Below are 16121 nucleotides of genomic sequence, written 5' to 3' on the forward strand. Positions count from 1 at the left end.
AAAGGGTCCATTCTCTATACAGAGGAGAAGCCCATGCTGATCAAACATAAGAAGCGCTCAGACTGTTCAGAACATGAAGTCACCGATCAAGCGGTGTACCTTAATCGTCGTCAGTTTATGAAAGTGACTGGCGGCGCAGCCCTAGGGCTTGGCTTTGGCAATGCCTTTGCCGCGTTGCAATCGGGCAATCCCTTAGCGCCGCCGGCACCTTGGCAGGCGGCCTTTAACAACATCCGCGAAACCGCTTACGGCCAAGGCGAAAAACCTGCGCCCTATGATGTGGCTACGACTTACAATAACTTCTATGAATTTGGCTATGGCAAAGATGACCCTGCTAAGCGCTCCGGTAGCTTAGAAACACGCCCTTGGAGCATCGCTGTCGAAGGCGAAGCCGATGTCACTGGCGTGTTTGATCTAGACGACATCATCAAAGAAGCCTTATTAGAAGAACGCATTTATCGCTTACGCTGTGTCGAGGCGTGGTCGATGGTGATCCCTTGGGTGGGCATTCCGCTGGCTGACGTATTGAAGAAATTCAAACCGACCTCTAAAGCCAAATACGTTTACTTTGAAACCCTACACGATCCCGCGCAAATGCCGGGACAGCGCCGCAGCTCAATTGATTGGCCGTACCGTGAAGGCCTGCGTATGGACGAAGCGATGAACCCTTTGGCGCTACTAAGTGTGGGCATGTATGGCAGCATCTTACCGAATCAAAATGGCGCTCCCGTGCGTTTAGTGGTGCCTTGGAAGTACGGCTTTAAAAGCATCAAATCGATCGTCAAAATTCGCTTTGTTGAGAAGCAACCGACGTCCACTTGGATGGACCTAGCCCCTAACGAATATGGTTTTTATGCCAATGTGAACCCAGAGGTCGATCATCCGCGCTGGTCACAAAAAGAAGAGCGCCGTTTACCCAGTGGCGTGTTTTTGCCCAATGTGATCGAAACGCAGATGTTTAACGGCTACCAAGAAGAAGTTGCCAGTCTGTATAACGGCATGGACCTTAAGAGACAGTTTTAACGCTATGGCATTTTGGGATCGTAAAGAAAAACCCCTCGTCTTAATCGTCTTTTTGCTACCGTTTGCGTGGATGCTGGGTAGTTTGCTGATGGGGCAGTACTTTCCGGACCCAGGCAAATTATTGATGCGCTTGAGCGGCATTTGGGCTTGTGTGTTTATGGCCGCGGCGCTATCCGTGACCCCACTTATGCAGTTCAAACGCTTCAAAGTTTTGACGCGTTATCGGCGCTTTGTCGGGCTGTCGGCGTTTTTCTATGCTCTGCTGCACTTAGTGATTTATCTAGTGTTATTTGCTGGACTAAGCTGGCGCTGGATTCGCACCGACTTGGTTGAAAAGCCCTATATCTACGCCGGTGTGCTGGCCTTGGTGATTTTATTGGCCTTGGCCCTAACCAGTACCAAAAACATGATGAAGCGATTAGGGCGCAACTGGAAACGCCTGCACCGACTGGTGTATTTGGCAGCAATTGCGATCGTGTTACACCTTTGGTGGCAGGTCAAAAGCGATACCTCATTGGCGCTGATCTTTTCTGCTGTTTTCGCGTTGCTATTGGGCTACCGACTGTGGCGCAAACGTAAGGCGAAAAGATAGGATTAGTCAGTAGTGAAATCCGTGAGCCATTTTTCAAGTTGTTCTGAGGTAAGCGGTTTGGCAAATAAATACCCCTGAAACACTTGGTAGCCGTAAGATTCTAATAACTCAAGCTGCTCTTTGGTTTCGACGCCTTCCGCAATCACGACTAAATCCAAGCTTTTACCTAGTAATAATATCGAGATACTAATTTCTTGGTAGAGCGTATCAGGAAGCTGGAAAACAAATGAACGGTCTAGTTTAAGCTGTGAAATCGGGAATTTGGCGAGACGATTAAAATTAGAAAAGCCCATGCCAAAATCATCTAAGGAAATATTAAACCCTGCCTCTTGTAAGGTGAGGAGCACATCAAATGTGGGCTCCGAGTTTTGTATTTTTTGGCCTTCGGTGATTTCTATGGTTAATGTATTGGGCGGGATTTGGTGTCGTTGAGTAATCGCTAATATATCACTGCACAAAGCGGGATAGTTAAAACTCGTCGGGGAAAAGTTGACCGCTAGCATCGGAATGTTGAGGCCTTTCTCGCGCCATTCGGCAAACTGCTGACACGCTTTATCAAATACCCATAGATCGAGCATAGCAATAAAGTTGTATTGCTCGGCGAGCGCGACAAAGACATCGGGGCTGATGAATTCACCGTTGCTGCGTTGCCACCTTGCTAAGGTCTCGATGCCGTACAATTGCTGTGTTTTCGTGTCTAGCTGTGGTTGGTAACACAAGGATAACTTGTCGTTTTCAAGATCAACGATCAGTTCTTCCAATAGTGATTTTGAGCTGTTTTCAAGCGCGCAATCAGGGCTTGAGTCGTCTTTGATCTCACGGATGAGCAGATAGTTTTGCTCAGCGATGGCCACTTCTTCGGCCTTCAATCTTAGCGAGAGACATTTACCTTGATGAGTGTTTACCAGCAGATCAATGGTCTTACCAACCAGCGTTTTAAATTCACTTAGTAACAGCGTGCGCTTTTCGGATTCGAGCCAAAAACAATCAAAAGGCGGGAAGTAACGTTTTAGAGAATCGGAATATACTGCTTGCAAGGTTTCATTACAAAACACCACCTGATCGTTACGGTCTAATACAAGAAAGCATCCATCTGTTTCTTGTAACTTACGCCATTGAGGATCAGAATTTTCACTATTACTTAACATCAATATATCCATCTAAGTGTTTGACGCTACGCTCAAAACCTCATCTGAGGTCAAATTCCACGCACTAAATAAACACCGTGGATAATCAATATTTCCAATATTGCCAAAGGGGCAAAAAATGTCAACTAATTTGCCTTGGTGGTTTTGTCGAGCGGACGAGAAAGTACGGATAATCCAGCTATGAATATTGGTTACGTTATCAAAGTTTTGCGTAAACAGCGCAAACTCACGCAAGAACAAATCGCACTGGACGCCGAGATTGCCACCAGCAATGTATCTCGTATCGAGAAAGGACTTCGACAACCTTCGCAAGCGGTATTACAGAAAATCTCCAAAGCCCTGGATACGTCTCCTGCCGTGCTTTATGCCGCCTGTGAATTGCCTCATGCTAGCATTCCAGATTTCCTTGAAAACGAGCAGCGCAAAGCTTGGGGCGATGCTGATCAAGATGATCTACACGCGGATATGCATACATTTATGCAGTTGTTCCAAGAACTAACGCCTAAGCACAAAAGCTTATTGTTTGAGCAACTAAAAGCCTTACACCGCTGGCAAACCATCGCCGAGCTTGGTTCGGATGGTCAGTACTCCTAAGTCACACTTAGGACAGAGTTTTGATCTGCTTTTGACACAGTTAAGGGCAGGTTTGGCGTAAGCTGTCATCTAGCTCTATGGGTAGTCGCAAAGTGCTAAAGCCCATGGAGCGAGCTGCTTGGCACAGGTTGCTGCGGAGTTGGTATTCGGCATGGAATACGGCTTTGCCTTGCTCAATAAAAGGCTTCAGCGCGTCACACTCTTGGTACTCTAAGCACTGCTCATTCACGGCAAAGTCAAACTCATCGACCAGCTCAGGCACAAGCCCCAGACTGTTTTTTAGGCCAATGCTAAGCTTTAAAATATGCGCACTTTGTGCCAAGAAGCGATTGTAGGTGATTTGATCGTCAGCACTTAGAGCAAAGCCAGTGGTATTTTGATAGCCATCTACATTATCTGGCTCTACGCCATTACAGCCTTTTTGCGCCGCTAGCTTTAGACGATTTTGCATGGTGCGCCACACTTGCTTATCGCGAATGTCTAACCAACGCTCACCCGCCCAACCATCTAATGGCTTGCCAATCGCACTGGTTGGGATCGCTTTAATGTCTGTGCGCCAATCTTCCAAAGACCCCGCTGAAAAGTAACAAATCACCTTACGGCCTTGCTGCTGCAGCGATTGGATCTGCTGAGTTGAAGTATCAAACAAATCTACATCATACACCTCGACATCGTAGCCTGTGTTCAGCTCACCCTGCAGCTGCCACTGCCAAGTCGTACCGACACTTGGCTGATACCAAGTCGGCGCCGCACCGGCACCCGTCGCCACCAAAGTCATACTTAAAAGAAGAGATCGAATCATAGAGACTGTCTGTTTGATAAAGAAAAGACATTCGCAGAATAGTGCCGACCTTGCAATCTTATTAAAGCGATCTCTTGTACGAGCGAAATCCTTTCGCGATAAGACCCGTAGCCTAGCGAGATCCCTTGTACGAGCGGAATCCTTTCCGCGATAAGCCCCGCAGTCTAGAGGAAGTATCGATGTAGCAGCCGATGGTCCTAGATCAACAACACCTAGCTTTTGGTCTAAGTGAGTGCACTTCTGCATTGGGCAAGGCACTGAAATGAGGTATTGTCAGGATAGTCAGCAAACAAGGTGCGGCATGCGTAGTTTATTAGTTAAATTCGCAGAGGTACTATTGGGCTGTTAAATGAATTTTCACATTATGGTTTTCAAGATTCGATCAATAATCTAGCAAAAGGAAGTGGTAAGTTGACAATAACATTAAGAGAAGATTCTTTAAAGTTTGGTAAGATTAAAGAGGTTGATGGGACCGCAATTTCACTTCACGCAGATTTTTTAGAGCGTGAGTTTAAAGATATAAAGTATTGTGCTGAAGTTGGCGCTTATGTTAACTGTGGTGGAGCACATGGAAATACAATTTGTACAATAAGCAAGGTTCAGATAACAGAAATAGAAAAAACAAAAAGAGCTAAAGATGGAAGTGGGTTCGAAATAGTTAGAGAAGAGAGAAAAGTGGTAACACTTTCTATATTAGGTTGTGCTATCAATGGTAAGTTTAATCGAGGTGCTAAGCGACTTCCTACAATAAATTGTGAAACATACTTTCTTACTAGTGATCAAGTAAACCAATTAATAGGTATAGATCTAGAAGAAGATAAAGAACATTTTTGTGTTACTGATGTAAGGGAGGATGATCAAACTTATTTAAACTTAGATAAGTTGATGGGCCGGCATACTGCTATATTAGGAACGACTGGAAGCGGGAAAAGTTGTACTGTTGCTTCGATTGTACAATCTATACTATCGAGTTATCAGTGCCCTAGAATATTGTTTTTTGATATTCACAATGAATATCCTTCAGCATTTGGTTATAATGATGAAGCCCCAAGTGAAGATTTTAAAATTAAGACAAATTCAATTCCATGGAGTGGTTTTAGACTTCCATACTGGTTTTTAGATTTGGAAGAGTTTTTTGGTGTTTATAATCTTGAGCCTGGATCTAATCAAAAAGCAATAATAAAGAGGCTTATAACGAAGCAAAAAGAGATAGAAGCTAAAAAGCAAAAAATTGATGATATAGTTGTTTCAGCAGATACGCCTATTTTTTTTAGTATTGATAAACTTTTAGATGAAATAGAGTCTGAAAAGGAATCTCAAGGTAGTGCTGCTAACAAGAAGCCATATGAAAGTATTGCTCTTAAAATTCAAGCAATACGTCAGGACTCACGATACTCATTTCTTCACCGAAATATTGAAGATGAAACTTCAATAGTTGAATATTTTGAGTTAATTTTAGGGTTGTCTGAATCTGATAAATATTTAAATATATTGGATTTAAGTGGCTTGCCAGCAGAAGTGAGAGCTGTTTGTGTTGGTGTTATATCACGGTTATGTTTCGATTTTAAATATTGGGATCTAGATCCTGAAAATATTCCTCTAAACTTAATACTAGAAGAAGCTCACACTTATATTCCAGAAGATAGCGACTCGAAGTTCAATATTGCTAAAGAGCGGGTTGAAAGAATTGCTAAAGAAGGTCGTAAGTACGGTATAGGCTTGACAGTTGTAACTCAACGTCCGTCAAATGTTTCTACAACAGTTTTATCGCAATGTGGTACATATATCGCGCTCCGACTTACCAATGATTTAGATCAAAACAAGATTAAAAGGTTGCTGCCAGATACATTGGCGGGTCAGGTTGACTTCTTACCTAGCCTTCGAGACGGTGAGGCATTTGTTTCTGGAGACTCAATTAATTTACCGAGAAAAGTTCAATTTAGGGTGCCTAACCCAATGCCTAGAAGTAATGACGTCAGATATCATAATTCTTGGAAATTAGGTAAGCCGGAAAACTATTCATTGAGAGCCTTAGTGGATTCTTGGCACAAGCAGGAAAAATCTAAATGAAGATTGACTCTATAAAACTTAGTGGTTGGCGCTCATATGACTTAAATGGCGTTTCTATAAAAAATTTAAAGTCAATCAATCTAATTATTGGGCCAAATAATTCAGGTAAATCTAATCTGGCAAAATATTTTAATTACTTGAAAAGCATAGCTAGTGAAAAACTAGCTGTAGGGGCAGCGATTTCATTTGCATCTGAACTTGATGAAAGCCAAACATGGAATTGGAGAAAGGAAAGAATTAACTGTGAGATCACACTTTCAAAAGATAATTTAATCACGGGAGATGAAAAAGTTTCTTATAAAGTAAATGAGAACGAGGTTAGATTGGACTGTTATCATGATGTTAATTCTAATACATCTTTTTTGAATATGAAAGTTAACGATAAGCCTCTCTTTAATGAAAGTAATTTAATCTGTTCAGATTTTGAAAACGGCAGCTGGATAGATCCGACTGACTATGTAGCAGGGTTTAATGATAACTATTTTTATTGGCGGGGGTTCTTAAATTCATTGGTTTTTGTTGACCCTATCCGACATCACTCGCGTAATTCAAAGAATGAGCACAGCTATTACTTTGATGGTGCGGAAATTATTAAAGAACTTGATAAGCTGAGATTAGACAGAGCAAACCCATCAAATTGGGCTGGATATAAAAAACAAATCAAGATATGGTTAACTGACATTCTATCTGAGCAAGTTGCTAACGTTGACGTTGTAGATAAGGATTTAAATCTTGAATTTGAGTCAGGATTATCTTTTTCTTTAGATCAGTTAGGTACTGGCGTCTCTCAGATAATAATGCTGTTATCACATCTATGGATTAACAAGGAAGTCAATTTAAACGTATTTCTCGAAGAGCCAGAAGCTAATTTACACCCAGAAGCAGTAGTTAAACTTATAAGTATTTTTGAAAAAGAGCTAATTAATCATAGGTTCTTTATTACCACTCATTCTCCATCCCTTATTGATTGTCTTAATGAAAAATGGGCTGTATACAGAACTTTAAAATTGCCCGATGGGTCAAGCTCAATTACTCCTAATGACAATGTAATAAAGTATTATGAAACGTTAGATTCATTGGGCGTGAAGGCTTCTCAAATACTTCAATCTAATACTGTCTTATGGGTTGAAGGGCCAAGTGATAGAATTTACTTGAAAAAATGGATCGATATTTATTCTGACGGAGAACTGAAAGAAGGAAAGGACTATTCATTCTTATACTTTGGAGGTACAAACCTAGCCTCTTTCACAGTTTTAGATGATATTGGCGATAATCTAATTAATATTTTAAGTACTAGTAGGAAGGCATGCTTGATAGCTGATTCTGATTGTTCCTCGCAAATTGAGCGAGATGATGAGGGTTTTAAAGCATATTTAAGTTCTATGTTAGACAAGCTTCGAACAGCTAATGATAATAATGCTGGTTTAGATTCAACAGTAGAAGATTATGTAAAGGTGTGGATCACGGAAGGGCGTGAAATTGAGAATTATATTTGCAAAAATTTACTCTTTGATATTTTAACTAGCAAAGGATTTAAGCGTGAATCAATTGGTCAGAAAGATAACTATAAAAAACTGTCGTTAAAAACAACTCAAGCTTCGGAATTTTTATTTGGGGAGTTTGATTCTTTCGATAAAGCTATCTCCAAATTTTATCAATTCGAAGATGGTAGTCAGCTAGATGATTTGTCACTTAATAATATTGCTTTGCATTACGCAGGTAAAAAAGTAGTTATTGCTAAGGCATTGGTTGATAGGCTAGATAAAACACATTGTTCGATACTTGATTTGGAAGATAAGCTCAAAGATTTAGTTGATTTTATTCGGCGATAGTTCTTTAGAATAGGTTGTTTGATATGGGTGTGGTTTTGAATTATTAATAATGATTTTTATAAAAGAATGACAAGATTTTAATAAAAAATATTGGTTTATAAATTAAAATTAAGGAAATAAGGTTTTCTAAAAAGGAAGGCGACTTAGCCGTTAAATATTCATATTAAAACTATATCTATTGCTTACGGTTTTAGGCACGACTTGCGCTGCGCAGTTCATAATTTAGGTATTGATTTAGGGCTTCAACACTAGTCTGCTTTTATGCGAATTATATGTTAACAACATCAACGCTTTCTTTGGTCTTGAGGCCATTTTCCCTTCCACTGTTGCAAAACACTTAATTAGAGTTTGCTAATGCTTGCCCCGAATGTATTCGTCGAGGAGCAAAGACAGCTAAGATGCTTCTTCTTTCTGTGCGTATTGCATGGCAATGCAGAGGCATCGAGCAAAAAAAGGTCTAAAAAAGGGTAGTTATAATCACGAGTCTTGGTATTAATTAGAAAATGGCATAGCTTGAATCCTAAGGGCAGGGGAGCAGTTTTATATGTGTGGTTCCTGCTGACTAATGGACTAATTGAAGCTGAGGTTTACTATGAATAATAAGATTATCGGGATTGTACTTATCGTTGTTGGCGCGGCCTTGGCGCTTTGGGGCTACAACGTTTATGACGCGGCAGGTTCTGAAATTGATCGTGCACTGACTGGCGATACACCAATGGAAGCGTGGATCGGTATGGTCGGCGGTGCTATCTTGGCGGCGGTAGGTTTACTGCGCTTGAAATAGTCAGGCATAGCGAGTCACTGACTTGATACAGTAAAAGGGGTTGCTTAATAGCAGCCCCTTTTTTGTATGTGTACATAATCTGATATGAGGCGCTGAGGCTAAGAGCGCTACGCCAGATTGACGCCCATCTTAACCATCGCAGGCTGTCGCTCGACAAGTACTTCCCCACGGCGAACCGAGTAGAGCACGTCGGCTTGTTCGCGTATCACTTCCACATCATCACGGCCGTTGAGCACGATAAAGTTGGCGGGCTTGCCGACTTCGATACCGTATTGATCCTGGATGTGCATGACTTTGGCGCCGTTGTCGGTGATGAAGTCGAGGGCTTGGCTAAAGTCGTCGTAGCCCATCATATGACAAGCGTGCAGGGCGAAGTCCACTTGGCGCAGGAGTTTGCCATTGCCAAGGCTGTACCAAGGGTCTTGGATCGAGTCTTGGGCGAGGGCGACGTTGATACCAGCGTTACGCAGCTCTTTGACGCGGGTAATGCCGCGGCGTTTGGGGAAGGTGTCAAAGCGGCCTTGCAGGTGAATGTTTTCGGTCGGGCAGGAGACAAAGTTAATACCAGACATTTTCAGCAAGCGAAACAGTTTGGAGCAGTAGGCGTTGTTGTAGGAGTGCATGGCCACGGTATGACTGGCGGTGACGCGATCGCCTAGGCCGCTCTCTAAAGCAGCGGTGGCAAGCACTTCTAAAAAGCGCGATTGCTCGTCGTCGATCTCATCGCAGTGTACATCCACTAGCTTATTGTGCTGTTGCGCCAGCTCGATCACCCAGCGCATGGATTCAACGCCGTATTCGCGGGTGAATTCAAAATGAGGAATGCCGCCGATAACATCCGCGCCGATGTCCAAAGCTTGCTCCATCAGCGCTTTGCCATTCGGATAAGACAGGATGCCTTCTTGCGGGAAGGCAACGATCTGTAAGTCTAAGTAGGGCGCTAAGGTTTCTTTTAACGGCACGATGGCTTTAAGCGCGGTGAGCTCTGGGTCGGTGACGTCTACATGGGTACGAATGTGCTGCACGCCATGGCTGATTAGGAGTTCAGCTGCTTTGCGCACGCGCTGTTGCACGTCTTCATGAGTTAGCATTTGTTTGCGCTCGGCCCAGCATTCGATGCCTTCAAATAGGGTGCCGCTTTTGTTCCAGCGCGGTTCACCAGCGGTTAATACCGCGTCTAGGTGAATATGTGGCTCGACAAAGGGCGCGCAGAGAAGCTTTTGCTGGGCATCAAGGTCACACTTGCTTTGCTCTGGGCCTACTTGCTGTTGAATACGGGTAAACACACCTTGCTCACATTCAAGCGTGTACAAAGCATCTGAATGGCGTAAACGTGCATTGATGATCTTCATGAAATCCAGCTCCTGCATAGTATTCTTCTCTCAGTGTACGAAGAAGGGCGTGGCGGCGCTAGTCGATAGGCTGTTACAAGGGCATATCTAAAATCACCATTAGATTATGTTATAACGTAACATTTTTGCGTATGATGCGTTTTTTCTTTTTACAATCAATGGAGAGATCGCAATGATCAAACGTATTGGCGGCGCAAGTTTGCTTGCGTTAGGACTGTCGACGCCTGTTTTAGCAGATCATCATGATGAACAAGATGTCACTTTGTACCGCGTATTTGTCGGCGACCATCAAGCCGCGCAAGTGACGGCATTTGATTTAAATGCCCCAGATAAACGTTGGACGTTTGACACCAAAGGCCAAGTCAAACTCTATCCAGTGGCGAACAATACGGCCGTGGCGGCGGTGCAATCGTTTGACGATCAAGTGAACTTTATTCAGACCGGTATCAGCTTCCATGATCATGGTGGTCACTCAGACATCGAGGTGTCAGAACCAAAAGCGATCGAGCCACCTTTAGAGGGCGCGCAGCCATTCCACTTGTTGGAGCATGCGGGAATGGTTTCCATCAATATGGACCAAGGCGGTTACTCGGTATTACTGGATAGCCATGAGTTGAGCGAAGGCGAGTTTGAAATGCGCCAAGTTGAGCAAAATCAAGCTCACCATGGTTTCGTGATTCCTTGGGGTGATGATTGGTTTGTCAGCGTTGCCGATGCCCCAGACGAAACGGGCAAAGCCCATCGTATTGGCGTGCGCACGCTGAACGCAGAGGGTGAGCCAAACAGTGAGATGGTAAAATGTACGAATCTACATGGCGAATCTTTTTCGGGCAGTTACCTGGCGCTCGGTTGTAAAGAAGGCGTGCTGACGGTTAAAGAGAGCAATAATGGCCCTGAATACAAGATGTTGTCGTACCCAGATAGCTTCCCAGAAGGTGAGATGACAGGTCAGTTTATCGGTGCTCAGTCTTACCAAGCTTTCTTAGGCAGCTACGGCAAAAAAGGCATGGTTGTGATCGATCCTGCTGATGCGCCGCATCTGCAATTGATCGAGCTACCGTTCCGTCGTGTTGATTTCGCGTTGGACCCTGTGAAAATCCAAAACGGCTACGTACTGACAGAAGACGGTAAGCTGCATAAAATCGATATGATGGATGCTGACATTGTGCAAAGCGCTAAAGTGACTCAGCCTTACAGCCTAGAAGGCCACTGGAACGATCCACGTCCGCGTCTAGCGATGGCGGGCGATGAAATTCTGTTAACTGATCCTAAGGCGGGCGTGATTCGTCGTATTAATAGCGCTGACTTGACCGAAGTAGGCACGATCGAAGTCGGTGGTATGCCGTACAACATGACGGTTGTCGGTGGCAGTGGCGTATCCCATTAATCCCTCCTGCACAACCAAACACGGTGCCCAAGGCACCGTGTTTTAATTCCTCGCATTACCTCAAGCATTAACGCTGCGGCACGGGCTCAACATAGGCTTGAGTGTTCCATAGCGGCACTGTTGATAGGCTGTGTTTGAAGCTGCCTTCCGTTTCTTTAGTGGTGTAAGACAAGTACATCAGTGTCTGGTTGTCGGCGTCGTAAATACGGCGCACCTTCATGGTTTTAAAGAAGATACTCTTGGACTTACGAAACACCACTTCGCCGGAGCTGCTTTTATCAATACCCGCAATCATCGCTGGGGTGATTTCGCCGGTTTGGCGACAGGCAATGGAGCTGTCACTTGGGTCGGAGAAGCTTAAATTGGCTTCCACTGAGGCAATATGACAGGTGACACCTGGGATTTTGTCATCGGTGAGTTTTTGGATTTTAATGTCTTTTAAGGTAAAGATACCTAGCGAGACATCGCCTACTTCATCATCGGAGCAACCAGCCAAGGCAAGCGTAGCGCAGGCGGCGAGCAGTAGTTTTTTCATCGTTTTTATCCTTCTTTAGTCAGTACTCAGAGCGTGATGCGTTGGCGCACTTGCTCCTTGCGTATAGCCGCAAGATAACGCCTTTTTTGCACGGAAAGCAATGCTTTGTCGAGCGCTCAACACACCCAGTGCTGGGCATTTGAGTTTTGCTTTCATGGTATTTCCATGGCTCCCGCTTTGCAGGCTTGCTCTAATTCGCTAGATTGGTCAGTCAATGTCTATTGTTTGATGTATTACTTGGGACACGCTGTTAGGAGCGCAACTTTTGGTCCACTTTACTGCTTATAAAATTCTCGCGCGTATGGGGTACGCTGCGCGCGGCATCATTTATCTCACCATCGGCGCGCTGGCATTTTTGTCGATCATGGGATTTGGCGATGAGCGCCCAGGCAGCCGTGGCGCGATTTTAAGTTTGCGCAGCCAGCCCTATGGTGAAGGTTTATTGATTTTGTTGGCAGCAGGTCTGGTGGGTTATGTGGTGTGGCGTTTGATTCAGGCCATTAATGATTCGGACGAGCATGGTTACTCTATCAAAGGCTTGGCGATCCGCGCAGGCTTGCTGATCAGCGCCGTGTCCCATGGTGCGCTGTGTTATTGGATCCTTAAGCTTTTATGGTTGACGCAAGAGGACTCGTCGAGCCGCTCGGCTTCGTCGGTGCTGAGTGATTATGTGGCGAGTGAGTTTCAGGTGGTGGTGTTTGGGGGGATTGGCCTGATTGTGATCGGCATTGGTGTGGCGCATTTGATCAAAGGCTTTCAGGGCGGCTTTAAAGACTATATGGAGTTTCCATCGACTAAGCGCTTATGGATGGTGCCGATCTGTCAGTTTGGTTTAATGGCGCGCGGAGTTGTGTGGGGCATCGTCGGTTGGATTATTTTGCGCTCGGCGTTTGAAGCGGGCACCAGTCGCGAGCAAGGCATCAAACAGGCGTTTGAATGGCTGAGCCAAGCGCCCTACGGCAACGAATTGGTGCTGGTCACTGCGGTAGGGTTGTTTGCCTTTGGCGCTTACAGCTGCCTTGAAACCTTGTATCGACGGGTCGAGAAATAGTGCGCCTAAGGCCTATTTAGACCAGACCTTACCACCGATAAACTTATACGCAGGTGTGCCACGCACCATGGTTTCGCGGGCAAACTCTTTGTCACAGTTTGGACACTGACATGGGGTAGTGGTGAAGTCCTCGACGATGCGCTCTTTGAAGCATTTTACCAGGGCGCCTTTGCCCCCTTTGCGGTATTTATAAAGCTGGGCCCCACAACCTTGGCAGAAGATGTCGATGGTTTTTGTGGGGCCTTTTTTGTTGGGTTTCGCCATGTGTCTCGCTCATTGTCGCCAAAATCTTATTAGCGGCACATGCTGACGACTCCCTTTACACCTGTCAACGATTGATCTCAGGTAGGATGAACTCGCCCATCTCATCGATCACAGATTCGGCGCTGCGGCGGGAGGGCTTGAGATTGACTGCGATATGGCGCACGCCCAGCTCACGATGATGCTGTAAACGCTCGATCAGGGCTTTGCGACCAATGCGCACAACATTATAAAAACGCTGATAAGGCGCGTCTGGGTTGGGGTCTAAGTCAAAGAACGTGGCGTAGCCGTAGTGTGTCGGAGTGCGTTCACCCGCGGCGGCTTTTAAGGTCGCGACGATTTCTTGGATGGCGCTTTCGTCGTCTACCGACCAAATCCAAGCGTCCATATTTTGTGCTAGCCAATCGATCGGCTGGCGCGAGCGGCCCACCGCCATCATCGGTACTCGACCGTTGACAGGTTTGGGGTGCATATCCAAGTTTCCGCGTAATTCACCACCATACTGGCTAGCAAAGCTCGGGAAAGATTGCTGATGTAGGGTGTTCATCAGCTCCACCGAGTCACGGTAGCGCTCGGCACGTTCGTTAAAATCAACGCCAAACGCTGGATACTCCACTGGGCGATCGCCCGTCGATAAACCCAAGACAAAGCGACCGTCGGTCAAATGGTCGACCGAGGCAGCTTGCTTAGCCACATGAATCGGATCACGCAGCGGCAGTACAATTCCAGCAGTGCCTAGGGTGATCGACTCGGTCACTGCGGCCATATAACCGGCGTAGACAAATGGATCCAGCATCTGCGCCGCATCACCAAAGTTGGGATCGTAAAACGGCACATCACGTAACCAAATGCTGGCAAAGCCTGCTTGCTCAGTTAGCTGGGCCATACGCTGATGCTGTTTAAGGGTAGGGAATGGACTATTGGGATACGCCTCAAGCGGCGTCAGCAAACCAATGGTGAGCTGGTCTTCGGCAAAAACACGGGTAAAGCTCGCAGGCATTTCAGAGGTAGACATACAGACTCCTAGCTCAGTAAATTGAATTGACGCTAGTGTAGGGGAATCTACTAATAAGATAATCGGCTTCAGTGTCTATAGATTGGCGAATTTGGTTCTACAGTGACCTTATGAGTTAGACGATTAGATGCTAGTTTTTGCAAGCAAAATGCGCGCATGTCTCTAGTGTTTATGTATACAATGAAGTACTTCTACAAGTGATTCATTACCTTTAGGTGTTGGCTTAATTAAGGGAATAAAACATGAAAAAGTTATTACTAGGAGCCGCGGTAGCTGCGGCAAGTACGTCTGCTTTGGCTGCGCCGATAGACAATTTAGTGGGCGGCTTTGGTTATCTGCATTACAACGAAGAGTTCAGTGGTCAAGATGTGACGCTGCATGGCGTGTTTGGCTCTTTAGGTTATAAGCACCGTGTGACACAGCAATTTAGCTTAGTGCCAGAAGTGCGCGTTGGCTTGGGCATCGGTGATGACACGGCGCGCTACAATAGCCAAGATTTGGATGTTGAGCTGGATGAATTTATTGCTCTCTCACTAAAAGGCCAGTTTGATATCAACCAGCAGCTATACGTGTTCGCTAATCCGACTTTTGCCCACGGTGGTTTCACCATTCGCGGTGATAACGGCTCGGTATCTGACAGCGATCATGAGCTGGGGCTTGGCTTTGGCGCAGGCTTTAAAGTGGCGCCTAATGCAGACCTAGAGCTTGCTTACGAGAATTTGGAAGGTACCGACCTGATCGGCGCATCGCTCAAAATCGGGTTTTATTGATTGATCAGGGCTGGAATCTGACCCCTTTTAAAGTGCTAGTAAAAAGCCCCTGTACCACGTGGTACAGGGGCTTTTTGCGTTTTGAAGTTAAGTTTTATTCTTGAGCAATTTCTGATTGATTAAAAAGTATTCTAATACTAAACTTGTTTTGTACCAATAATGGTACAAATAAGATGGAAGATATCTATGAATCGGAAAAGGATTTCGGCTCGTTTCTATCGCAACAAAAATCAGACTGAGCCGGTAAGAGACTGGCTCTTGTCACTGGAAAAGCATGATAGAACAGAGATAGGTAATGATATCAAAACAGTGGAATATGGCTGGCCGGTCGGCATGCCAATATGTCGCTCGTTGGGGAAGGGGCTTTGGGAAGTCCGAACAGACCTAACGCATGGACGTATTGCTAGAATACTGTTTTGTTTCCATGATGAAGCGTTAGTGCTACTTCATGGCTTTATTAAGAAAAGCCAAAAAGCTCCTAAGTCAGACTTAGAGCTGGCCAACAAGCGTAAAAAAGAGGTAGAAAATGGCTAACTCACATATTGGCTCTTCATTCGATGATTTCTTAGAGGCGTCTGGCACACTGGCAGAAACCAACGCCGTCGCCATCAAACGAGTGATCGCATGGGAAATTCAGCAAAAGATTGAGCAAGAACATCTATCAAAAAGTAAGATGGCTAAGCTAATGAACACTAGTCGCTCAGCGCTTGACCGTTTGCTTGATCCCAATAACACCTCAGTTACATTGCATACCTTAGACAACGCGGCCAAGGCGTTGGGAAAGACACTAAGAATAGAGCTGTCTTAAAATAGTAAGGGGTCAGATTTCAGCGCTACCGATGCTTAACTTGACTTCGGCAGAGCTGGAATCTAACCCCTTTTAAGTGCTAGTAAAAAGCCCCTGT

The 16121-nt window shown here is 45.1% G+C and carries 17 protein-coding genes; 11 read left to right on the plus strand and 6 right to left on the minus strand.

Translation table 11 applies throughout. From position 1 onward, the window contains the following. Window positions 1–33 precede the first annotated feature (33 nt). Window positions 34–1023, plus strand: a complete 990-nt coding sequence (gene msrP / locus JQX58_RS12145) for a protein-methionine-sulfoxide reductase catalytic subunit MsrP (protein WP_204147133.1) — start codon at window positions 34–36, stop codon at window positions 1021–1023. Window positions 1024–1027: 4 nt separating this feature from the next. Then, a complete protein-coding gene (locus JQX58_RS12150; RefSeq protein ID WP_239090332.1) occupies window positions 1028–1615 on the plus strand; it encodes a protein-methionine-sulfoxide reductase heme-binding subunit MsrQ in 588 nt (195 codons plus the stop codon). A 2-nt stretch (window positions 1616–1617) separates the two neighbouring features. Here the strand turns inward: JQX58_RS12150 and JQX58_RS12155 are convergent, their stop codons facing one another. Next, complete coding sequence (locus tag JQX58_RS12155; protein WP_204147134.1) at window positions 1618–2763, minus strand: EAL domain-containing protein; 1146 nt, start codon at window positions 2761–2763, stop codon at window positions 1618–1620. A gap of 180 nt (window positions 2764–2943) precedes the next feature. Between JQX58_RS12155 and JQX58_RS12160 the strand changes: the two genes are divergently transcribed. Continuing rightward, a complete protein-coding gene (locus JQX58_RS12160; RefSeq protein WP_204147135.1) occupies window positions 2944–3357 on the plus strand; it encodes a helix-turn-helix domain-containing protein in 414 nt (137 codons plus the stop codon). 40 nt (window positions 3358–3397) lie between these two features. On the opposite strand, the gene JQX58_RS12165 is transcribed toward JQX58_RS12160, so the two are convergent. Continuing rightward, window positions 3398–4159, minus strand: coding sequence for an endo alpha-1,4 polygalactosaminidase (locus tag JQX58_RS12165; protein ID WP_239090333.1), 762 nt, complete (start codon window positions 4157–4159; stop codon window positions 3398–3400). Between the two features lie 411 nt (window positions 4160–4570). Here JQX58_RS12165 and JQX58_RS12170 point away from each other — a divergent pair, with 411 nt between their 5' ends. From JQX58_RS12170 to JQX58_RS12180, 3 genes are all read left to right on the plus strand, one after another. Then, a complete protein-coding gene (locus JQX58_RS12170) occupies window positions 4571–6229 on the plus strand; it encodes an ATP-binding protein (RefSeq protein WP_204147136.1) in 1659 nt (552 codons plus the stop codon). After that, on the plus strand, window positions 6226–8061 hold the full coding sequence (locus JQX58_RS12175; protein WP_204147137.1) for an ATP-dependent nuclease: 1836 nt from the start codon (window positions 6226–6228) through the stop codon (window positions 8059–8061). Before JQX58_RS12170 ends, JQX58_RS12175 begins: the two co-directional genes overlap by 4 nt. Before the next feature lie 592 nt (window positions 8062–8653). Next, the gene (locus JQX58_RS12180; protein ID WP_204147138.1) at window positions 8654–8845 is read left to right on the plus strand and encodes a DUF3185 family protein; all 192 of its coding nucleotides are present in this window, start codon (window positions 8654–8656) and stop codon (window positions 8843–8845) included. A gap of 107 nt (window positions 8846–8952) precedes the next feature. Here the strand turns inward: JQX58_RS12180 and codA are convergent, their stop codons facing one another. After that, complete coding sequence (codA, locus tag JQX58_RS12185) at window positions 8953–10197, minus strand: cytosine deaminase (protein WP_204147139.1); 1245 nt, start codon at window positions 10195–10197, stop codon at window positions 8953–8955. Window positions 10198–10369: 172 nt separating this feature from the next. On the opposite strand from codA, the gene JQX58_RS12190 reads away from it, so the two are divergent. Beyond that, window positions 10370–11584: a metallochaperone AztD gene (locus JQX58_RS12190; protein WP_204147140.1), complete on the plus strand. Its 1215-nt coding sequence runs from the start codon at window positions 10370–10372 to the stop codon at window positions 11582–11584. A 67-nt stretch (window positions 11585–11651) separates the two neighbouring features. Here the strand turns inward: JQX58_RS12190 and JQX58_RS12195 are convergent, their stop codons facing one another. Further along, window positions 11652–12119, minus strand: a complete 468-nt coding sequence (locus JQX58_RS12195; protein WP_204147141.1) for a CreA family protein — start codon at window positions 12117–12119, stop codon at window positions 11652–11654. 265 nt (window positions 12120–12384) lie between these two features. Here JQX58_RS12195 and JQX58_RS12200 point away from each other — a divergent pair, with 265 nt between their 5' ends. Then, window positions 12385–13170, plus strand: coding sequence for a DUF1206 domain-containing protein (locus tag JQX58_RS12200; RefSeq protein WP_204147142.1), 786 nt, complete (start codon window positions 12385–12387; stop codon window positions 13168–13170). Between the two features lie 12 nt (window positions 13171–13182). Here JQX58_RS12200 and JQX58_RS12205 read toward each other — a convergent pair whose 3' ends face one another. Together JQX58_RS12205 and JQX58_RS12210 are read right to left on the minus strand one after the other, a co-directional pair. Continuing rightward, complete coding sequence (locus tag JQX58_RS12205) at window positions 13183–13434, minus strand: hypothetical protein (RefSeq protein ID WP_204147143.1); 252 nt, start codon at window positions 13432–13434, stop codon at window positions 13183–13185. 64 nt (window positions 13435–13498) lie between these two features. Further along, a complete protein-coding gene (locus tag JQX58_RS12210; RefSeq protein ID WP_204147144.1) occupies window positions 13499–14446 on the minus strand; it encodes an LLM class oxidoreductase in 948 nt (315 codons plus the stop codon). Between the two features lie 242 nt (window positions 14447–14688). Here JQX58_RS12210 and JQX58_RS12215 point away from each other — a divergent pair, with 242 nt between their 5' ends. From JQX58_RS12215 to JQX58_RS12225, 3 genes are all read left to right on the plus strand, one after another. After that, window positions 14689–15216, plus strand: coding sequence for an outer membrane beta-barrel protein (locus JQX58_RS12215; RefSeq protein WP_204147145.1), 528 nt, complete (start codon window positions 14689–14691; stop codon window positions 15214–15216). A 186-nt stretch (window positions 15217–15402) separates the two neighbouring features. Continuing rightward, window positions 15403–15750: a type II toxin-antitoxin system RelE/ParE family toxin gene (locus JQX58_RS12220; protein WP_239090334.1), complete on the plus strand. Its 348-nt coding sequence runs from the start codon at window positions 15403–15405 to the stop codon at window positions 15748–15750. Beyond that, a complete protein-coding gene (locus tag JQX58_RS12225) occupies window positions 15743–16024 on the plus strand; it encodes an XRE family transcriptional regulator (RefSeq protein ID WP_204147147.1) in 282 nt (93 codons plus the stop codon). Before JQX58_RS12220 ends, JQX58_RS12225 begins: the two co-directional genes overlap by 8 nt. Window positions 16025–16121 lie beyond the last annotated feature (97 nt).

Source organism: Marinomonas ostreistagni (genome assembly GCF_016888445.1).
In the GTDB taxonomy this organism is placed as follows: Bacteria; Pseudomonadota; Gammaproteobacteria; order Pseudomonadales; family Marinomonadaceae; genus Marinomonas; species Marinomonas ostreistagni.